This is a genomic window from Taylorella equigenitalis ATCC 35865, assembly GCF_000276685.1.
GTDB classification, from domain to species: Bacteria; Pseudomonadota; Gammaproteobacteria; order Burkholderiales; family Burkholderiaceae_B; genus Taylorella; species Taylorella equigenitalis.
In genome coordinates, this window is record NC_018108.1 from 1590636 (window position 1) to 1609467 (window position 18832).

General features: G+C 37.3%; 21 protein-coding genes. 5 read left to right on the forward strand and 16 right to left on the reverse strand.

The features are described 5' to 3' along the window. Positions 1-6 precede the first annotated feature (6 nt). Positions 7-1230, forward strand: a complete 1224-nt coding sequence (locus KUI_RS07320) for a S1C family serine protease (protein ID WP_013521661.1) — start codon at positions 7-9, stop codon at positions 1228-1230. Here KUI_RS07320 and tatC read toward each other — a convergent pair. From tatC to dprA, 14 genes are all read right to left on the reverse strand, one after another. Then, the gene (gene tatC / locus KUI_RS07325) at positions 1188-1940 is read right to left on the reverse strand and encodes a twin-arginine translocase subunit TatC (RefSeq protein WP_013521662.1); all 753 of its coding nucleotides are present in this window, start codon (positions 1938-1940) and stop codon (positions 1188-1190) included. The two genes, KUI_RS07320 and tatC, sit on opposite strands and share 43 nt — an antisense overlap. Beyond that, positions 1930-2271: a Sec-independent protein translocase protein TatB gene (gene tatB, locus KUI_RS07330; protein WP_013521663.1), complete on the reverse strand. Its 342-nt coding sequence runs from the start codon at positions 2269-2271 to the stop codon at positions 1930-1932. The genes tatC and tatB overlap by 11 nt, the downstream gene beginning before the upstream one ends. Then, positions 2271-2558, reverse strand: coding sequence for a Sec-independent protein translocase subunit TatA (gene tatA, locus KUI_RS07335; protein WP_013521664.1), 288 nt, complete (start codon positions 2556-2558; stop codon positions 2271-2273). The genes tatB and tatA overlap by 1 nt, the downstream gene beginning before the upstream one ends. Positions 2559-2566: 8 nt before the next feature. After that, positions 2567-3322 (reverse strand): 1-(5-phosphoribosyl)-5-[(5-phosphoribosylamino)methylideneamino]imidazole-4-carboxamide isomerase, encoded by a 756-nt coding sequence (locus KUI_RS07340; protein ID WP_013521665.1) that lies wholly within the window; start codon positions 3320-3322, stop codon positions 2567-2569. Between the two features lie 15 nt (positions 3323-3337). Beyond that, positions 3338-4591, reverse strand: coding sequence for a UDP-N-acetylglucosamine 1-carboxyvinyltransferase (murA, locus tag KUI_RS07345; protein ID WP_014840627.1), 1254 nt, complete (start codon positions 4589-4591; stop codon positions 3338-3340). Then, positions 4584-4838: a BolA family protein gene (locus tag KUI_RS07350; RefSeq protein WP_013521667.1), complete on the reverse strand. Its 255-nt coding sequence runs from the start codon at positions 4836-4838 to the stop codon at positions 4584-4586. Before KUI_RS07350 ends, murA begins: the two co-directional genes overlap by 8 nt. 5 nt (positions 4839-4843) lie before the next feature. Next, a complete protein-coding gene (locus tag KUI_RS07355) occupies positions 4844-5632 on the reverse strand; it encodes an ABC transporter permease (RefSeq protein WP_013521668.1) in 789 nt (262 codons plus the stop codon). After that, positions 5632-6435: an ABC transporter ATP-binding protein gene (locus KUI_RS07360; RefSeq protein WP_013521669.1), complete on the reverse strand. Its 804-nt coding sequence runs from the start codon at positions 6433-6435 to the stop codon at positions 5632-5634. Before KUI_RS07360 ends, KUI_RS07355 begins: the two co-directional genes overlap by 1 nt. Before the next feature lie 3 nt (positions 6436-6438). Beyond that, positions 6439-7032, reverse strand: coding sequence for an MlaC/ttg2D family ABC transporter substrate-binding protein (locus tag KUI_RS07365; protein ID WP_013521670.1), 594 nt, complete (start codon positions 7030-7032; stop codon positions 6439-6441). Positions 7033-7125: 93 nt separating this feature from the next. Further along, positions 7126-8133, reverse strand: a complete 1008-nt coding sequence (locus KUI_RS07370; protein WP_013521671.1) for an MlaA family lipoprotein — start codon at positions 8131-8133, stop codon at positions 7126-7128. Next, positions 8105-8602, reverse strand: a complete 498-nt coding sequence (mlaD, locus tag KUI_RS07375; protein WP_013521672.1) for an outer membrane lipid asymmetry maintenance protein MlaD — start codon at positions 8600-8602, stop codon at positions 8105-8107. Before mlaD ends, KUI_RS07370 begins: the two co-directional genes overlap by 29 nt. A gap of 11 nt (positions 8603-8613) precedes the next feature. After that, positions 8614-9390, reverse strand: a complete 777-nt coding sequence (mlaE, locus tag KUI_RS07380) for a lipid asymmetry maintenance ABC transporter permease subunit MlaE (protein ID WP_013521673.1) — start codon at positions 9388-9390, stop codon at positions 8614-8616. Further along, positions 9383-10207, reverse strand: coding sequence for an ABC transporter ATP-binding protein (locus tag KUI_RS07385; RefSeq protein WP_013521674.1), 825 nt, complete (start codon positions 10205-10207; stop codon positions 9383-9385). The genes mlaE and KUI_RS07385 overlap by 8 nt, the downstream gene beginning before the upstream one ends. 30 nt (positions 10208-10237) lie before the next feature. Further along, positions 10238-11434 (reverse strand): DNA-processing protein DprA, encoded by a 1197-nt coding sequence (gene dprA / locus KUI_RS07390; protein ID WP_225972092.1) that lies wholly within the window; start codon positions 11432-11434, stop codon positions 10238-10240. A 46-nt stretch (positions 11435-11480) separates the two neighbouring features. Between dprA and def the strand changes: the two genes are divergently transcribed. Continuing rightward, positions 11481-11990 carry a peptide deformylase gene (def, locus tag KUI_RS07395; protein WP_014840629.1) on the forward strand — a complete coding sequence of 170 codons (510 nt, stop codon included), beginning with the start codon at positions 11481-11483 and terminating at the stop codon, positions 11988-11990. Here def and KUI_RS07400 read toward each other — a convergent pair. Then, positions 11987-12688, reverse strand: a complete 702-nt coding sequence (locus tag KUI_RS07400; protein ID WP_013521677.1) for a YggS family pyridoxal phosphate-dependent enzyme — start codon at positions 12686-12688, stop codon at positions 11987-11989. The two genes, def and KUI_RS07400, sit on opposite strands and share 4 nt — an antisense overlap. A gap of 103 nt (positions 12689-12791) precedes the next feature. Between KUI_RS07400 and KUI_RS07405 the strand changes: the two genes are divergently transcribed. From KUI_RS07405 to msrAB, 3 genes are all read left to right on the forward strand, one after another. Beyond that, the gene (locus tag KUI_RS07405) at positions 12792-14075 is read left to right on the forward strand and encodes a hemolysin family protein (protein ID WP_014840630.1); all 1284 of its coding nucleotides are present in this window, start codon (positions 12792-12794) and stop codon (positions 14073-14075) included. Between the two features lie 98 nt (positions 14076-14173). Next, positions 14174-16012, forward strand: a complete 1839-nt coding sequence (gene glmS, locus KUI_RS07410) for a glutamine--fructose-6-phosphate transaminase (isomerizing) (RefSeq protein ID WP_014840631.1) — start codon at positions 14174-14176, stop codon at positions 16010-16012. Between the two features lie 11 nt (positions 16013-16023). Beyond that, positions 16024-17598 carry a bifunctional peptide-methionine (S)-S-oxide reductase MsrA/peptide-methionine (R)-S-oxide reductase MsrB gene (gene msrAB / locus KUI_RS07415; RefSeq protein WP_013521680.1) on the forward strand — a complete coding sequence of 525 codons (1575 nt, stop codon included), beginning with the start codon at positions 16024-16026 and terminating at the stop codon, positions 17596-17598. Between the two features lie 88 nt (positions 17599-17686). On the opposite strand, the gene KUI_RS07420 is transcribed toward msrAB, so the two are convergent. Beyond that, positions 17687-18805, reverse strand: coding sequence for a hypothetical protein (locus KUI_RS07420; protein WP_013521681.1), 1119 nt, complete (start codon positions 18803-18805; stop codon positions 17687-17689). Positions 18806-18832: the final 27 nt, after the last annotated feature.

An 18832-nucleotide genomic window follows, 5' to 3' on the forward strand; every position in this document is an offset into this window, starting at 1 on the left:
ATACCTATGAGATCAATTTGGACTATTTTTGCAAATCTTTCGGCTATATGTCTACTGGTATTGTGCTTACTTGGAGTATTTAGGCCTGGTCTATTAGATGATTTACTTTCCCATCGTAAACCTGCCCCTATAGAGCCTCAAAGACCTACGGCCACAGTTAAGATTATCCAGACCGACACACCTAAAGCTAATCTTGGGCTCCAGTATAAACCTAGTGGCGAAATTAAACACACGCTTACTACCACTATTATTACTTCATATGCGGATGCAGTAAATCTTGCTTCGCCATCAGTTGTTAGTATTTATACGACCAAAATCATTGCCTCCCCATTTAAGGGTTTGCGTGATGTGCCTTCGCTCAGACCGTTTATTATTGAGCAGTACAATAAAAAACTTAATGAACCTACAGACTTAGGCTCTGGAGTTATTGCAAATGCTGAAGGCTATATTCTAACTAATTATCACGTTGTAGAGGCGGCCGATTCGATTGAGGTTGCCCTTTATGATGGAAGAAAATTTAAAGCTAAGTTTATTGGGGCTGATCCTGATACGGACCTGGCTGTAATCAAAATAGAAGTTCCAGATTTAGTACCCATTACCTATGAAACTTCACAGAACCTTAGTGTTGGAGATGTAGTACTCGCTATAGGTAATCCTTTCGGTGTAGGTCAGACCACAACTATGGGAATTGTGTCGGCTATAGGTCGATCAGGTCTAGGCATTAATACTTACGAGAATTTTATACAAACAGATGCCTCGATTAATCCAGGTAATTCTGGAGGTGCACTTATTAACGTTAATGGCAAATTAGTCGGTATTAATACTGCGATCTATGCTGATGATGAGTATGGCGGATCGCTTGGTATTGGGTTTGCTACTCCTGCAGATACTGCCCTTAATATTCTTAATCAGATAATTACAAATGGCCATGTCACGAGAGGTTGGCTTGGAATTGAAGCTCAACTTGTGACCAGTGAAGTAGCAAAAACATTGAAGCTTAATGACACGACTGGTGTGGTTATTATACGGATTGAGCCAGGTAGTCCAGCCGACAAAGCCAAACTTAAAAATGGGGATGTGATTACCGCATTTAACGGGTCAAAAGTTATAAGTGTGGATCACTTGATGATTGATATTGCCTCGCAAAAACCAGGGGACACCATTAAGCTTACGGTATTTAGAGATGGTCACTCCGATGAATTAGAAATTGTTTTGGAGTCGCGAGAGTAAAACATTGCCACCCATAAACCTATTTCAAAAAGAAGTATTAATGGGACGGCCATAAGAAATTGACTTATTACATCAGGGGGCGTCAAAACCGCAGCCAAGACGAATGCTCCCACGATAACGTAGCTTCGAACTCTTTTTAATTTCTGAACCGAAGTAATGCCCGTATAAACAAGCAATACAACAAGCACAGGCACTTCAAACGTCACGCCAAAAGCAAGAAACATGGTGGTCACGAAATCTACATAGGCCTCAATATCTGGGGCAAACTGTATGCTTTCAGGGGCGATTGAAATAATAAAACTAAAAACTAGGCGAAATACGAAAAAATAACAAAAACAAATGCCAATAACAAATAGCACAAAACTGCCTATCATTAGTGGCAATACTAAAGCCTTCTCCTTTTTGTATAGCCCTGGAGCTACGAAAGCCCAGACCTGATAGAGTATGTAAGGCATTGCAAGAAAAATGGCAGCAAAAAGTGTAACCTTTAGAGGAACGATAAATGGTGTTACGACACCAAGAGAAATCATGCGGTCGCCAGCAGGCAAACTAGACAAAAGTGGAGATGCAAGCAGGTCATATAGATTGTTTGACCCTGGATAAATACAAAGTATTAAAAACACCACTCCTAAACCGAGTACAGATTTAAGTAAGCGTGATCTTAATTCAATTAAATGCGGTAGTATCCCGCCCTCATCATTATGACTCATTATTTTTATTTTGGGAGATCTCTACATCAGGCAGATCGGGGATTTCCTCTTTATTTAGAGGTTCATGGATACTTGAAGTTATGTCTTCTTTTAGTTGTGTGGCTTGATATTTAAAACTACTAGCAGCATCTGATAGAGATGATTTTATAGAACGAAGTTCCTCAACTTCAAGTTCGTGTTCCATGTCTTTTTTAAAATCACTAACATACCTATTTACACGGCCAGTAATATGACCAATGCTTCTAGCGACTTTAGGAAGTTTTTCGGGACCGAACACAATAAGTGCAACAATCCCAATAACGAAAAACTCACTAAAACTTAACCCAAACATTAAGGATTTTTAGGTTGATTATTAGACACATGATCCTCTACCGCTGGTTTTGGTATAGAAACATTAGGATCCATTCCACCAGATGGAACGCCTGGAGGAGAAGGAATAACAGCTGGAGTTGGCTTTTCATCGTTAGCGTAGTCAGATTCTGACTCCCTCATACCTTTTTTGAACCCCTTAACTGCACCACCAAGGTCTTCGCCAGCATTTCTGAGTCTTTTTGTTCCAAAAACTAAAACAACAATAAGTAAAACAATTAACCAATGCCAAATGCTAAATCCACCCATAAATACTCCTAATCATCTAAAGAATCTACTATATCGATGGCTTCTTGTAGAGAATAAACTCCTAAATCTAAACTTTTACCCAAAATAATTCCATCGACACCATGGTCAACTAAAGTTTTAATCTCATGAAACCTACTTAATTGACCTACATCACCACATGCGAGAACGGGAACATCCACGGCTTTAGCGAAATTCAATGTGGCCTCAAGGTTTACTTCAGTCATATTCCCGTCTGGTCCCATATCAGTATAAATTATAGAATCAATACCTTCATCGGTTAATCTTTGGGCAATAGTTACCGCATCGAACTTAGTCACCTTAGACCAACTATCTGTCACAACCTTACCGTCTCTCGCATCCAGTCCCAATATAACCTGTCCATTAAATGCAGAACACGCATCGTTCATAAAATGTGGATCCTTAACTCCAGCAGAACCTACAACTACAAAATCAAAGCCCATATCCAAATATGATTCGATTGAGGCCATAGTCTTTATACCGCCTGCAATTTGAAGTGGCAAATAATGGCTTACTTCCTCAATTAATTTACTCAATACTTCATTATTTTTTGACAATGAAGTTGCATTTTGTGTGGATGCATTTAGTCCTAATTGAACAATATGAAGCCTGTCCGCCCCTAGGTCAGCCCATTTTTTAGCTAAATCTAAAGGGTCTATTTCAAATGGTGATGAACTAGTCTTATCGCCGTAGCTCACATGAACACATTTGCCATCTTGAATATATATTGAAGGTATTATCCACATATGAAATTAACTTTTTTAGGAGATTCTTTCGATTTCAGCTCCAACTTTTTTAAGCTTCTCTTCGATTTTAAAATAACCTCGATCCAGATGATAAATTCTATCTATTACAGACTCACCTTGAGCGGCAAGTGCAGCTATTATAAGACTTGCAGAAGCTCTAAGGTCAGTAGCCATAACTTTTGCACCTTGAAGTTTATCAACTCCCTTAATATGTGCTTTGCTTTCATGAACAGTTATATCAGCACCCAATCGATTAAGCTCAGGTACATGCATAAATCTATTTTCGAAAATTCTCTCATCTATAGTACTTTCCCCATCCGCAATAGAATTAAGTGCCATTAATTGAGCTTGCATATCCGTAGGGAAACCTGGATACTCTTTCGTGATTATAGAAACCGCTTTAGGTCTACAACTCATAGAAGCTTTAATCCAGTCCTCTCCAGTTGAAATTTCTAAACCAGCTTCTGTTAGCTTCTCGATTATGCTGACCATTGTATGTGGCAATACATCAGTCAATTCTAAATATCCGCCAGTAGCACCTACACAGCATAAAAATGTACCAGCCTCAATTCTGTCAGGCATAATTTTATACTCTGTGCCGTGAAGTTTTTCAACGCCTTCAATTGTTATACGAGATGTGCCATGTCCAGAAATTTTAGCCCCCATAGAGTTAAGCATCTGAGCAAGGTCATATACTTCAGGTTCCTGTGCAGCATTTTCCAAAATAGTAGTGCCAGAAGCTAATACTGATGCCATTAGAAACTGCTCTGTACCCCCTACTGTAACCATATCTGTTTTAATTGAAGCTCCTTTAAGGCGATCGGCTTTAGCTACTACAAAACCATGCTCGACATCAATATCAGCAGAAAGCAATTTAAGCCCTTTTATATGTTGATCTACTGGTCTCTGACCTATAGCACAACCACCTGGGAGACTGACTTTTGCATGACCAAATCGAGCTAATAACGGACCAAGAACTAATATGGAAGCCCGCATAGTTTTAACTAATTCATATGGAGCTTCAAATGATTTAATCTCGTCGGCTTGTAATTCTAGGACTTCAGGTTCAATCCATCTGACCTTAACTCCTAACTGCTGAAGTACTCGAATAGATGTTTTAATGTCATTAAGTTCAGGAACATTTCGAAGGATGACAGGTTCACTAGTTAATAAACTGGCACACAAAATTGGCAATGCTGCATTTTTTGCACCTGAAACTTTAATAGTCCCTTCTAGCTTTTTTCCGCCAGTGACTTTTAATTTATCCATTATTATTTTTAGCCTTATATTCTTCAGGTGTAAGTGTGGTCATAGAAAGTGCATGAATTTCATCTTTCATACGATCACCTAAAGCAGCGTAAACCATCTGATGTCTTTGTATTAGACGCTTTCCATTAAAAGACTCGCTAACAATAGTTGCAAAAAAATGAGCCCCATCACCCTCTACTTCCAAATAATCACAAGGAATTTGATTAGAAATGTATTCTTTTATTTGATCTTGATGCGGTAAATTCATACTAATTAGGAGCGAAGTTTATACCCAGTTTGTAGGATTCTCATTGTAATCAAAGAGATTACTAAAAAGCTAACTAACGACACAATAAAACTATGCCAAGGTGACACGTCAGAAACCCTAAAAAAGGCATACCTAAAACCATCTATCATATAAAAAACTGGATTGTAATACGATACCGATTGCCAAAAAGATGGCAAACTGTGGATTGAATAAAACACTCCAGATAAAAAGGTCATAGGCATTATTAAAAAAGTTTGGAAATTTGCTAATTGGTCCCACTTATCTGCTAGAACACCATTTAACAAACCCAAAGTCCCCATAGTGGCACTCGCAAGAAAACTAAAAACTAAAAGCCAAATAAAATTCACTGGTATGGAAACCGAGTAAAAGAGACTGCAAAGCCATATTACAAAACCTACTACAAAAGCCCTCACTACGGATGCCAGGGTATAAGCTGAGAAAATCTCAAGAGGTGATATGGGTGGCAATAATATAAAAACTAGATTACCACTCATTTTGGACTGAACAAAAGATGAAGATGAATTACTAAATGCATTTTGCATCATACTCATCATCATAAGCCCAGGAATTAAAAACTTCACATATGGAATTGACCCATATGCAACCCTACCGCTTAGAACTTGAGCAAAAACCACTAAATATAAAATTGTTGTTATAGCAGGAGCAGCAACAGTTTGAATAAAAACTTTTTTGAAACGTGCTATTTCTTTATTAAAAAGTGCTGGAAAACCTGAACCGAAAGTTAAATTTGATTGAAGAATATGGTTTTGCATCAAACACCTTGAATGCTAGAAACGTCGAAAAAGCCTTCATACTGACTAAACTTCAAAAAGGCATCCTCAAGACTACTTACCCCTAAACCTTTGAGCAACTTAGAAGTTTCATCGCAGGCAACCAAATTTCCCTGTCTTAGAAATGCTATTCGATCGCACATTTCTTGTGCTTCTTCTAGATAATGAGTAGTCAATAAAATTGTGTGCCCCTTTTGATTAAGCTCTTTTATAAACTTCCATAGATTTTGACGAAGTTCAATATCAACTCCAGCTGTAGGCTCATCAAGAATAATAACTGGAGGTTTATGTACCAACGCCTGAGCAACTAGAACTCTTCGCTTCATACCGCCTGAAAGAGATCTCATATTAGCATCAGCCTTATCGGTAAGATTAAGTTTATAAAGAAGCTCTTCAATCCATGCTTCATTTTTGTTCAGACCGAAAAAGCCCGATTGATTTCGCAAAGTTTGTACAACGGAAAAAAATGGATCATAAACAAGCTCTTGTGGCACGACACCTAAACACCTTCTTGCTTGTTTGTAATCTGTCTGAACATCGTAGTTGAAAATTTTAACACTGCCCGAACTTGGTTTTGTAAGACCAGCAAGAATGGAAATTATAGTAGTTTTGCCAGCACCATTAGGACCAAGTAAACCAAAAAATTCTCCCTCTTTTATATCAAAAGTTACATCTCCAAGTGCTTGAAAACCAGCCCCTGCGGTTCGTCCCAAAAGACAATTGCGGAGGCTGGTTTTTTTTGGATAGATTTTATGAAGATTTTTTATTTCTACTGCAAGGGACATACATTAGTTATTTTTTTCGAGCGCTTGAATCAAACCATCGATTCCGCCCTTATTTATTTCTCCAGCAAACTGATTACGGTAATTTTGAATTAACCAAATATTTTCTACGTTGAAATCATAAAACTTCCAAGAGTCGCCTGATTTTTCTAGTCGGTAGTCAACATCCACAATGCCAGAATTATTCTTAATTTTAGTTCTTACAACAGCATCGTTTGCGTTAGGATCACCACGGAAAGGCTCCATAATAATTTCAGTAGAATCATCCACTTTTGCGAATGCTCCACTGTAAGTGCGAATCAATGTCTTTTTAAATGCCTCGGTTAATGCTTGTTTTTGCTCATCTGTAGCCTTTCTCCAAGGTTGACCTGTAGCTAAACGAGTAGTTTTTTGAATGTTTGATACTGGAATAAGTTTATCGTTAACGATTCTTTGTACTGCAGCAGTGTCACCACTTTTTGCAGCAGAATCATTTTGAATTACTTTAATAGTATCTTCTGCTACTTTTTTAACGAAATCGTTAGGATTTTCAGCCGCTTGAACACTGAAAGTAAAAGCCAATAAAGAACTTGCTAGTAAAGTTTTAGAAATTCTAGTCATATCTCCTCCTTAGATTATTTTTGTGTGTACTTATATTAATTTATTACCAAGGAAAATGAATCGTGTTTGATGCTTAATAATATTTCAATATATTTACTGACCTGGATCCTCATAATGAGGGACTGATGGATCAATTGGCTGAGCAACTGGTTGAGATCCTCCCGTATCTGACTCAGGATCCTCGTATTGTGGGACTGATGGGTCAGAACTAGATTGCTTATCAGATTGACTTGATGACTGAGATGGAGATTCTGGGTCTTCGTACTGTGGCAAGTTAGAATCTGGATCCTCATACTGAGGAAGATTTGAATCAGGGTCTTCGTATTGAGGTAGGGATTCAGATTTAGGATTTTTAGCTTTTTTTGCTGCCGCCAATTCTTCTTGGTAAAGACCATTGGGTTCCAGTTTACTTCTGACTAAAGCTCTTCTGTTTTGAAGATAGGCATCACGCAAAAACGCATACTCGTCAAGTGCTAACCCCTTAGTCATATCTTCGACTTGCAATAAACGATAACGAACATCCATATACTTTAAGCCAGTTAAGGAATTTCTAAGTTTGACATTATCAATCGCTGATGGAGATGCAAATACAAGAGACGAACCAACAGTATCACCAATTAGTCCTGCCCCATCCCTAAAATTAGACGGACCTAGAATTGGTAACATTAAATATGGACCCTCTTTGAAACCCCAAACTGCCAAAGTGGTACCAAAGTCATTAGGAATTTTAGGGGTTCCAGATTTAGTAGCTACATCAAAACAACCCCCAACACCCATAGTAGAATTTTGAATAACGCGTCCCATGGTGTTGAAAAAATCTACTCCTCGACCCTGAAGTAAGCTATTCACACCTGACCAAATATCACCCAAATTAGAAAAAATATTAGATATACATCTTTTAGCCCCACCTGGCAGAACTGTATCATATAGTTGGGCAACAGGCTTTACGATTCCCTCATCAACTTTTTTATTAACTTTATAAATAGTGCGATTCATACTTTCGTAAGGATCGCCATCTGTGGGATGCTCTACAGTGACACATGCTGATAAAGCACTGACTAATAGACTTACTTCAATTGCTCGAATTAGGTGTGGTTTCATTATTTTTATTTCCTTCTTTTTCAGCAGTTGAGAATAGGAACTTACTAATCAACTCCTCTAACACAAGAGCACTTTGAGTAAACATAATCTCATCCCCATCTTTTAGATTTGATTCTTCAGCACCTGGAGTTAGCCCGATATACTGCTCTCCTAGAATCCCTGAAGTCATAATCGTAGCTGAAGTATCCATAGGAAATTTAAACTTTTCATTCAGATCCAAGTAGACTACGCCCTTAAAATCTGCATTATCAAATTCAACAGAATTCACACGACCAACTACAACCCCATTGCTACGAATAGCGGCCCTACTTTTAAGTGAGCCCACATTATCAAATTTAGCTACTACTCGATAGGTTTTTTCAAATGAGTAGGTATTTAAATTACCTGCTTTTAGAGCAAGGAAAGCCAATGCTATCAAGCCCAAAAGAAAAAATAACCCAACTAAAAAATTTGTTTTATTGCTGTGCATAATCCGAACACCTATGTAAACATAACAGCAGTTAATAAAAAATCGAGCCCTAAAACGCATAGAGAAGATTTCACTACAGTATGTGTCGTAGCCTTAGCGACACCCTCGGGTGTAGGCACGGAATACCAACCCTCAAAAAGGGCAATAAGCATAACTGCCACACCAAAGACTACACTTTTTATAAACCCATTTAAAATATCTTCTACGATATCAGTTCCAGACTGCATCTGAGACCAAAATGATCCCGAATCCACATCTATAAGAACGACTCCGACAACCCAGCCACCTACAACACCAATCGCAGAAAATATAGTAGCTAATATAGGCATAGCAATGGTACCACCCCAAAACCTAGGTACTAGAATCCTACGAATTGGGTTAATGCCCATAACATCCATAGCAGCTAACTGTTCGCCTGATTTCATAAGACCAATTTCAGCAGTCGTAGCAGTCCCAGCTCTACCAGCAAATAACAAAGCGGTAACAACAGGACCTAGCTCTCTTGTTAAAGCTAAAGAAACTACTAATCCAAGAGACTCCTCAGACCCATACATAGACAAGGTGTGATAACCCTGCAATCCCAAAACGAATCCAACAAAAAGCCCAGAAACTGCAATGATAATTAACGAATGATTACCGATAAAATGTAGTTGCTCAATCACTAATGAAGGTCTTTTGAATATAAAAGCAACATTAAGAAAAACAGACCACATCAATCTAGCAAAAGCCCCAACTGCACAAATTGCAGAGATGATGAGTTCACCGATACGTGATATGAATTTATACACCAAGTTTCTCACTCTTTAATTTATACCAGTCACTAAAACTGTTAGATTCAGGGTACTCAAATACAACAGGACCATCAGGTTTTCCATATAAAAATTGATTAACGTAATCATTTTTAGATTCACGTAATTCGTCAGGCGTACCCTCGGCAATAATCTTTCCCTGTCCAATCATATAAACATAATCAACAATATCAAAAGATTCATCGATATCATGTGTAATCAAGATTGAACCACAATTAAGCCTATCCGCAGTATCACGAATAAGCTTAGCCGTCATACCTAATGAAATAGGATCCAGTCCTGCAAATGGCTCATCGTAAAGAATAATTTGAGGCTCAAGAATAATTGCACGTGCTAAAGCAACCCTGCGAGCCATACCGCCTGAAATCTCTGATAGCTTAAGATGTGCAGCCGTTCTAAGCCCTACCGAATCTAACGTCTTTAAAACCTTGTTAAAAATTTCTCTTTCAGAATAATTCGTAAGCTCTCGCAACGGAAAGGCAACGTTATCGTAAACGCCTAAATCTGTAAACAACGCACCATGCTGAAACAACACACCCATCTGCTGACGCAAAGAATCCAATTTTTTTTTGGATATTTTGCTTATATCATGGCCAAGCAATTCAACACGCCCAGCTTGTGGCTTAAGCTGACCAGTAGTGGCTCTTAAAATTGTTGTTTTACCAGAGCCAGACCCACCTATAAGAGCAATAATCTGACCCTTATGAAGTCTCACATGCAAGTCAGAGATGATGACATGTGCACCATAACCCAAGGTCACATGATCAAATTTAATTAAAGCCTCTGAATCGGACACAGTGATGATACTCAAATAAAAACTAAGATTTTAACAAATATAAGATTTCTGGTAATTGCCTGTGGAAAGTCTTGTAATTCTACCCTCAGTTTCCCATAGGACTAATTGCTCGATAGCAGAATCCAAAGGCATATCCAAAGCCTTCCTCAAATCGTTTATTGTAAATTCCTGCTCCCCAATTGAGTCAAGGGGGTGTGGGCTCAATGTTATTTCAGAATATCCCAAAGTATTATGTATCTCTATATTTTCTGCACCCCACGCAATATTATTCATAACAAATTCTGCACTATCCGCTAGCATAGCACCTTGCTGAATCAAATTATGACAACCTTTATGAGCATTAGTAAGAACAGAACCTGGAACGGCAAAAACATCTCTACCATTTGCCATAGCTAACTCCGCCGTATATAAAGACCCACTTTTCTGTGCCGCTTCGACCACGACAACACCAAGGGACAAGCCAGCAATAATCCTATTCCTAGCAGGAAAATGAAAAGGCTTAGGGTCAGAACCCAAGCCAAACTCAGAGATAAGCAACCCATTTGATTTAACTTGCTCTGCCAATTCAACATTCTCCTTTGGATAAATAATATCCAATCCCGACCCCAAAACAGCTATCGTACTTAAATCCTTTTGACTACTTAATGCTCCAATGTGTGCATTTGAATCTATCCCTCTAGCAAGCCCACTAACAACACAATAATTATTGTTGGCAATGCCCTTTGCGAAACTTCTTGAAGTGAAATTCGACTGATAAGAAGATTTTCTAGAACCTACAATCGCAATACATGGTTTTTTTAGTGTCTGCTTTTTTCCACTAAGATAAAGTAATACTGGAGGATCAGGAAGTTTCTTTAACAATTCTGGATAATCATCTTCAAAGATAGTTAAGACAGCATTGCCATCAATATCTAACCAATCCAATGTTCTATTTAACTGACTTTGTGCAATATTGTTGTTCTTATGAAGAAGTCCGTATATATCTCCCTTGTAATTTCCACCAGTAGATTTAAAAAGACTAAGTGCAAAATTAAAATCTCGCTCTGTAGTCTGGTATACATATTTTGCCTCTTTAAAATGAGTTACTAAAAAATAAAATAACTTGGGAGGAATTTCCTCTATAAAAGATAATTTCAATAATGATTTTAAATTGTCCATGTGCATCTTAAAAAGTTCAGTATAGATTTGTGATTCATTATTTATAAGAGGGTGGACAATTTGGTCCATACGAGTTTTTACTATAATTACGTGATTAACATTTTTAAAAAAATATATGGCTGTTCTACCTATACTTAAGTATCCAGACCCAAGGTTAAAAAAAATTGCTAAAGACGTTGATGTTGTCGACGAGTCTATAAAAAAAATTGTCGAAGATATGGCTGAAACTATGTACGCTGCAAATGGTGTCGGATTGGCTGCCACTCAGGTAGATATTCATAAAAGGATAGTTGTAATAGACGTATCTGAAGAAAGAAATGATCTTTTAGTTCTCATTAATCCCGAAATTATCGGCATAAGCGAAGAAAAAGTGATTCACGAAGAAGGCTGCCTGTCGGTTCCTATGATATATGATAATGTAGAGCGATTTTCAGAGGTTCGAGTTAAAGCCTTAGACCAAAATGGCAATGCATTCGAATTCAAAGCAGACGGACTACTAGCTATTTGCGTACAACATGAGCTTGATCATCTAATGGGCAAAGTATTTGTAGAAAAACTCTCTGCCCTTAAACAAAATAGAATTAAAACTAAGCTTAAAAAAGCTCAAAAAGAAGAGAAGAACTAAGTTTTATTTCTCTCTCCAAATAATGCATGACCAATACGGATTTCGGTTGCACCTTCTTGTATTGCAATTTCAAAATCCCCACTCATACCCATAGATAATTGTGGCAATGCCAAACCAGTAATGTCACGACATCTTTCTGCTAATTCTCGTAGACTTGAAAAACACTTTCTTATATCGTCTTGGTTTTCCGTATTTTCTGCAATGGTCATAAAACCTTGCAAGTCTAGTGTTTGTATTCCAGATTCTTTTAAATCATTTAAAAATGCAGGAACTTCACTAATTTCTAAGCCAGTTTTAGACACCTCGGGACTAGTTTTTACTTGCACTAATGCTTTAATAGATTTACCTGCTGCTTGAAGGCGATTATCAAGAGCTTTAGCTAGTTCAATTCTGTCTAATGATTGAATCTCTGAAGCATATGTGGCTACTTCCTTGGATTTATTGGTCTGCAAGTATCCAATAATAACCCACTGCAACTGGTCGTAATCTTGAAGTTCTATGGCTTTTTCCTTCAATTCCTGAGCTTTATTTTCGGCAAATCTGTGATAGCCTAAATCAATAGCCATACGTATGGTATCTGGAGAAAATGTCTTAGTAACAGGAAGTATGTTCACTGAACCTGGTTCTCTTCCTGCCTGCTTACAAGCTTCATTTACTCTTTGTTCAAGTGCTCTAAAATTTTCAGCTAATGTAATCATCGTTTTCCTCCTTAAATTAAAGTCTGTATCCTGTAATAATTTAAAAAAGTAAAATCAATAAAATTAAAAATCTTTTTTGCTAAATGGTGGTGGCACCAACTTTATGATAGACATATTAATAATATTATTCCTAACCTTTTTAAATGGCTTATTTGCCATGTCTGAAATTGCAGTAGTCTCATCCAAAAAAACTCGCCTCCAAAAACAAGCAGAACAAGGTAAAACATCAGCCAAAGTAGCCTTGGCCCTACAACATGACCCAGCAAGATTTCTATCTACAGTCCAAATTGGTATCACCCTAATTGGAATATTTTCTGGTGCCTTTGGTCAAGCTTCATTGGTATCGAAATTGACCCCCATTTTAACCCCATTATTTGGAAATTACTCTAACGAAATATCATTAGCAATTGTTGTGATATCAATAACTTTTTTATCGATAGTTTTTGGAGAACTTGTCCCAAAAAGATTGGCCATCCACTACCCTGAAAAAATAGCAAATGTAATATCAAGACCCATGACCATTCTATCTAAGGCAGTGGCACCTTTTGTTTGGATACTATCATTTAGTACTAATTTAGTACTTAAATTAATTGGTATTTCCAAAAAAGAAGAAAATAGTTTAACGGAAGAAGATATAAGTGGCATTTTGCATGAAGGGGCTACTGCGGGCCTATTCGAAAAGACTGAACACAATATAGTTGAACGAGCTTTAAGCCTTGACGACAGGCATATTGCCACCATAATGACTCCACGGAGCGAAATCCACTACATTGATATAAATGCTCCGATTAAAGACACCCTTACTATTATTGCCGACAGCCCATATTCAAGATTTCCAGTGGTTGATGGGCAGTTAGATAATGTAATCGGTATTGTGGATGCGGGCTCATTGTTTGAGCAGCAAATTAGGGGTGAACCAACTGATATACGTAAGACCATGAAGCCTGTTAAATTCGTTCCAGAAAATATCAGTGCCATGGATCTTCTGGAATCATTGCAAGAACACAAATCTGAAATAGCAGTTGTTATTAATGAATACGGAGAAGTTGAAGGTGTAGTCACGCTTAGGGATATTTTGACTGTTTTAGTTGGCCATGCAATTCCTATGAATGAAAATGAAATGCTAGATGCTGTTCAGCGCAAAGATGGAACCTGGCTAATAGAAGGGACTATGACTTTAGAAAGATTTAAAGAAATCTTTAACGAAGACATAGATGCGTCTTCCGATGAGGAGGCACATTATCACACAATTGCAGGTTTAATTATGCATAAACTAGGACATATTCCTAGGGAAACTGAGTCATTTGAGTGGAATAGCTATAACTTTGAAGTAGTCGATATGGACAAACACAGGATCGATAGAGTTCTTGTGAAAGTTCTGAAATAGATTGATTACAATTACGTAATATTTCAAAGGGTAGGCGTGGTGTCTACCCTTTTGCTTATAATTTATTACCGTTTTATTAAACGTGGTGGGAGGGCAATATGTGCGGTATCGTTGGCGGAATTTCAAATAAATCAGATGTAACACCTATTCTTATACAAGGGCTTAAAAGGCTTGAGTACAGGGGGTATGACTCATGTGGTGTTGCCGTTTTGCAAAATGGAGAACTTCGTAGAACAAGAAGTACACAAAGAGTTCATGAGTTAGAAAATCAGGTTAAGACTGAAAAACTTGAGGGGTGCATAGGCATTGCCCACACAAGATGGGCTACTCATGGAGCACCCGAAACTTATAATGCACACCCGCATTTTTCATCTAAAGATGACTCCCCTTTTATAGGACTTGTACACAATGGCATAATAGAAAATTACGAGTCTCTAAAAGAAGAACTCTCTCAAAAAGGTGTAGAGTTTGAAAGCCAAACTGACACTGAAGTTATCGCACACTTAATTAAATCCCTTTATAAAGGCAATTTATTTGATGCCGTAAAAGAAGCAACAAAACTTCTGAAAGGTGCATATGCACTTGCTATCATTGCCAAATCTGAGCCAGAAGTTTTAGTTGTTGCTAGAAAAGGGTCACCTCTAGTGATTGGATTAGGTGGAGCAAATGAATCAAACTATGTTGCCTCTGATGCCCTTGCATTAGCTGGTGTCACCTCCGATATCATCTATCTTGAGGAAGGTGATGTAGCTTTCGTGTCGACTGATTCTGTACAAATTGTTGATGAAAATCATAATCCAGTAGAACGAAAGGTAAGTCACGTAAATTCGTACACAGCTTCTGCTGAGCTTGGTCCTTACAGCCACTATATGCAAAAGGAAATTTTCGAGCAACCTCGTGCAGTATCAGATACATTACAAAACTTGGAAGTTATTAATCCTGAATTATTTGGTGAAGGTGCAGCAGAGATATTTAATAAAACCCAAAAATTATTAATCCTGGGTTGTGGAACTTCATATCATGCGGGTATGGTTGCAAAATATTGGATTGAATCCATAGTTAAGATACCTGTCGAGGTAGAGATAGCCTCTGAATATCGTTATAGAGAAAGTGTTCCAAATCCAAATAATCTTGTAGTAGCTATTTCACAATCTGGAGAAACGGCCGATACCTTGGCAGCTTTAAATCATGCTCGTTCTATGGGTATGGAGAACACTTTAACTATTTGTAATGTTTCCACATCTGCCATGGTCAGAGAATGTAAGCTTAATTTCATTACTAGGGCTGGTGTTGAAATAGGAGTAGCCTCTACAAAAGCATTCACTACTCAATTAGTTGGATTATTTATTCTTACAATTTGTTTGGCTCAATCAAAAAATAAAATTTCTGAAGAGCAGACTCATTCCTTTATAAAGCAATTGCGTCATTTGCCTGTTGCCATATCTTCGATTCTTGCACTTGAGCCTCAAATCATTGCTTGGTCTGAAAAATTCGCACCGAGGGAGCATGCACTATTTTTAGGACGTGGGGTTCATTATCCTATTGCTAAAGAAGGTGCATTGAAATTAAAAGAGATTAGTTACATACACGCAGAAGCTTATCCTGCAGGAGAGTTAAAGCACGGACCTTTGGCATTAGTAACAAAAGAGATGCCTGTCGTAGTCATAGCACCTAATGATAATCTTCTAGAAAAACTTAAATCAAATATGCAGGAAGTTAAAGCTCGAGGAGGACAACTATATGTGTTAGCCGATGCAGACACACATATCACACCTGTTGACGGAATGCATGTTATTAGAATGCCCGAACATTATGGGCATTTATCTCCAATTCTTCATACTGTACCCTTGCAGTTGTTGGCTTATCACACTGCCCTTGCTCGTGGTACAGATGTTGATAAACCTAGAAACTTAGCTAAAAGTGTGACTGTTGAATAGGAGTATTGCCTATGATTAAATTTTTGAAAGTTTTATTTTCCATATTCTTAATTGCTTCAACACAGATTGCATGCTCGCAATCTATATCAAATAATTCTTTGGCGATGCTAAAGGATGTGGATGAGAAAAGTTTCAATATAGATACATCTAAACCTACTTTAATTAAATTTTGGGCTAGCTGGTGTCCATTGTGTTTAGGTGAAATACCAGACTTAGAAAAATGGATTAAAGATGAGGCTTTTAAAGATGTAAATCTCATTACCATTGCCTCCCCTTCATATCTTTCAGAAAAATCTGAAGAGGCATTTAAAAAATGGGCTAAGCAATCTGGTCTATATAAACCAGATAGTTTCCCTATATACGTAGATCCTAAAGGGACGCACGCAAAAAAATGGGGTATAAAGGTTTATCCATCATGGGTGTTATTAGACAAAAACCTAAATCCACAAAGAATTATTAAAGGTAGCATAAGCAAAAAACAGGCTATAGCTTTAATAAATAATAAAGATGCTGATCTTAAGGAAACCGAAAAAACTTATTTTAAAGAGTCCAAAACAGGAGAAAGTAAAATTCCAATTCGTACAGAAACTATATATTTAGCAGGTGGTTGCTTCTGGGGTGTTGAAGCATATTTCCAAAAAATACCTGGCATTGTCGATGCAGTTTCAGGTTACGCAAACGGCAACGTGGATAATCCACACTATAAACTCGTAACCACGGGAACCACTGGATTCACAGAGACTGTAAAAATAACTTACGATATCGATAAGATAGGTATCCAAGAAATACTTGCTCATTATTTTAGAATCATCGATCCTACTAGCCTTAACAAACAGGGTAATGATCGTGGTACTCAATACCGTACTGGTATTTACTATGAAAAACCTGAATATAAAGAAATAGTTGCTAAAGCTTTAGAAGAACTTCAGAAAAAATATTCTGAGCCAGTAGTAGTAGAAAATCAGCAACTTAAAAACTTCTATATGGCTGAAGAGTATCATCAAGACTACTTAATCAAAAATCCTAATGGATATTGCCATATTGATTTGAGTTTGGCCGATAAACCTCTTGAAGGAGTAAAAAAAATGAAAAAAGGCTTTGATGAAACTACTTATGTAAAACCGTCGGATGAGGAACTTAAGAAAATACTAACTCCTGAGCAATATAGGGTTACTCAAGAAGAAGGTACTGAATTTGCTTTCAGTCACGCCTACGATAATCTTTTTGAGCCTGGTATTTATGTAGATGTCGTTAGTGGAGAACCGTTATTTAGCTCTGATGATAAATACAATTCTGGTTGCGGATGGCCAAGCTTCTCTAAACCAATAGAAGACGATAACGTACATGAGAAAAAAGACTTTAAAATCGGCTATCCTCGCACTGAAGTTCGCAGTAGTGCAGCTGACTCGCATCTAGGTCATGTGTTTAACGACGGTCCAAAAGAGTTTGGTGGTTTGCGTTATTGCATTAATGGTGCAAGCCTTAAATTCATTCCATATAGCGAGATGAAAGAAGCAGGTTATGAAGATTGGATGGACAAAGTAAAACCAATTTCTGGTGGTGCAAAAGAAGTAAACAAAAAATAAAGTTAAATAAATTCTATCAAAACCCCCAAAAGTTTTAACTTACTGGGGGTTTGTTATTTGGTATGTTATTAAGATGCGTGGCTTTAAATTATTTTCTTATGCATCCATTCGAAAAACTATTATATTTTGTTATGCATTCACTCAAAAAAGTATCATAACTACTGCCGTCTGAATCAATAATATCTAAAACTTTACATGTATCATCATTGCAGTCCATATAAAAGTTAACATAACGTCTTGTTCTTTCATCTGATTTATTGGCGAGAAATTCAACTTCGAAAAATGAATCGCCCCATTTTATGGTTGGAGTTGAAGGGTCGACCACTTCTTGTTTACCATACAATGACCACTGAGAAGTTCTTAAATAACAAAGTTCTTTATCAGGAAGTGGCAATGATGGGTCAGACTTCTCAATTATGACCTCATCATGAGCTATTGCTTCTTCTAATTTTTTTTGAAGACTCTCACTGGCATTAGCCATTAAGTCACCCCAAATAAAAACTGTTGGATTCAAAACGGCATCATCTCCCTTAGATTTGGAAGAAAATGCACTAATGCTTGGCTCATATATAGAATTGATAACTTCCTTACCCTTAATAAATTTATTAATTCCTTTTAATTCTTTGTTATTGGGATTAGTTTTTTCCTTAGATTTTCTCAACTGTTCTCCACACTCACTTTTTTTAAGTGCCTCTTTTAAGCTTTGGCCATGTTCATTAATAAAGTCTTTAACCAGACAATATTTCTTTCCACCGCATCCAGAATTGCTTTTAAGAGGACAAATAAGTTTGAATTCAACCGTTTTTCTAGATGATGGATCGTTTTTAAATTGAAGAAAAGTTGCAGTTGCAGATCCATGTTTACTTGCATAAGCAACTTCAGATGGTTCAAGATCCTGCCACTCTCCATATATACCCCACATAGGATTTAGGCAATATTTAGGTGAACTTAAGTCGGTTTCTTTGATACCTGCATCGTGCAATTTAGCAGCATCAAAAAGTTCCCTAAGTTCTTCATTCATAAATTTTCTTAGATCACCCCAACGTGGATCTATTTTTTCACTTGCAAAATCCTTATTTTTTTCTTCTATTACACGTGTGTAATTTGAATAAATATCCACAACTGTAAACATTATTGCATCATCTTCAGAGGCATATGCTCCCGAGCACGCCACAAACAAGCTAAATAAAAGAAGTAATTTTTTCATATCTTACTCACAAAAAAACCCGCATAA

Bases quoted from the DNA above. Each gene is read 5' to 3' on its own strand.
- KUI_RS07320 (WP_013521661.1), top strand. From the start codon at position 7: ATGAGATCAATTTGGACTATTTTTGCAAATCTTTCGGCTATATGTCTA.
- tatC (WP_013521662.1), bottom strand. From the start codon at position 1,940: ATGAGTCATAATGATGAGGGCGGGATACTACCGCATTTAATTGAATTA.
- tatB (WP_013521663.1), bottom strand. From the start codon at position 2,271: ATGTTTGGGTTAAGTTTTAGTGAGTTTTTCGTTATTGGGATTGTTGCA.
- tatA (WP_013521664.1), bottom strand. From the start codon at position 2,558: ATGGGTGGATTTAGCATTTGGCATTGGTTAATTGTTTTACTTATTGTT.
- KUI_RS07340 (WP_013521665.1), bottom strand. From the start codon at position 3,322: ATGTGGATAATACCTTCAATATATATTCAAGATGGCAAATGTGTTCAT.
- murA (WP_014840627.1), bottom strand. From the start codon at position 4,591: ATGGATAAATTAAAAGTCACTGGCGGAAAAAAGCTAGAAGGGACTATT.
- KUI_RS07350 (WP_013521667.1), bottom strand. From the start codon at position 4,838: ATGAATTTACCGCATCAAGATCAAATAAAAGAATACATTTCTAATCAA.
- KUI_RS07355 (WP_013521668.1), bottom strand. From the start codon at position 5,632: ATGCAAAACCATATTCTTCAATCAAATTTAACTTTCGGTTCAGGTTTT.
- KUI_RS07360 (WP_013521669.1), bottom strand. From the start codon at position 6,435: ATGTCCCTTGCAGTAGAAATAAAAAATCTTCATAAAATCTATCCAAAA.
- KUI_RS07365 (WP_013521670.1), bottom strand. From the start codon at position 7,032: ATGACTAGAATTTCTAAAACTTTACTAGCAAGTTCTTTATTGGCTTTT.
- KUI_RS07370 (WP_013521671.1), bottom strand. From the start codon at position 8,133: ATGAAACCACACCTAATTCGAGCAATTGAAGTAAGTCTATTAGTCAGT.
- mlaD (WP_013521672.1), bottom strand. From the start codon at position 8,602: ATGCACAGCAATAAAACAAATTTTTTAGTTGGGTTATTTTTTCTTTTG.
- dprA (WP_225972092.1), bottom strand. From the start codon at position 11,434: ATGGACCAAATTGTCCACCCTCTTATAAATAATGAATCACAAATCTAT.
- def (WP_014840629.1), top strand. From the start codon at position 11,481: ATGGCTGTTCTACCTATACTTAAGTATCCAGACCCAAGGTTAAAAAAA.
- KUI_RS07400 (WP_013521677.1), bottom strand. From the start codon at position 12,688: ATGATTACATTAGCTGAAAATTTTAGAGCACTTGAACAAAGAGTAAAT.
- KUI_RS07405 (WP_014840630.1), top strand. From the start codon at position 12,792: ATGATAGACATATTAATAATATTATTCCTAACCTTTTTAAATGGCTTA.
- glmS (WP_014840631.1), top strand. From the start codon at position 14,174: ATGTGCGGTATCGTTGGCGGAATTTCAAATAAATCAGATGTAACACCT.
- msrAB (WP_013521680.1), top strand. From the start codon at position 16,024: ATGATTAAATTTTTGAAAGTTTTATTTTCCATATTCTTAATTGCTTCA.
- KUI_RS07420 (WP_013521681.1), bottom strand. From the start codon at position 18,805: ATGAAAAAATTACTTCTTTTATTTAGCTTGTTTGTGGCGTGCTCGGGA.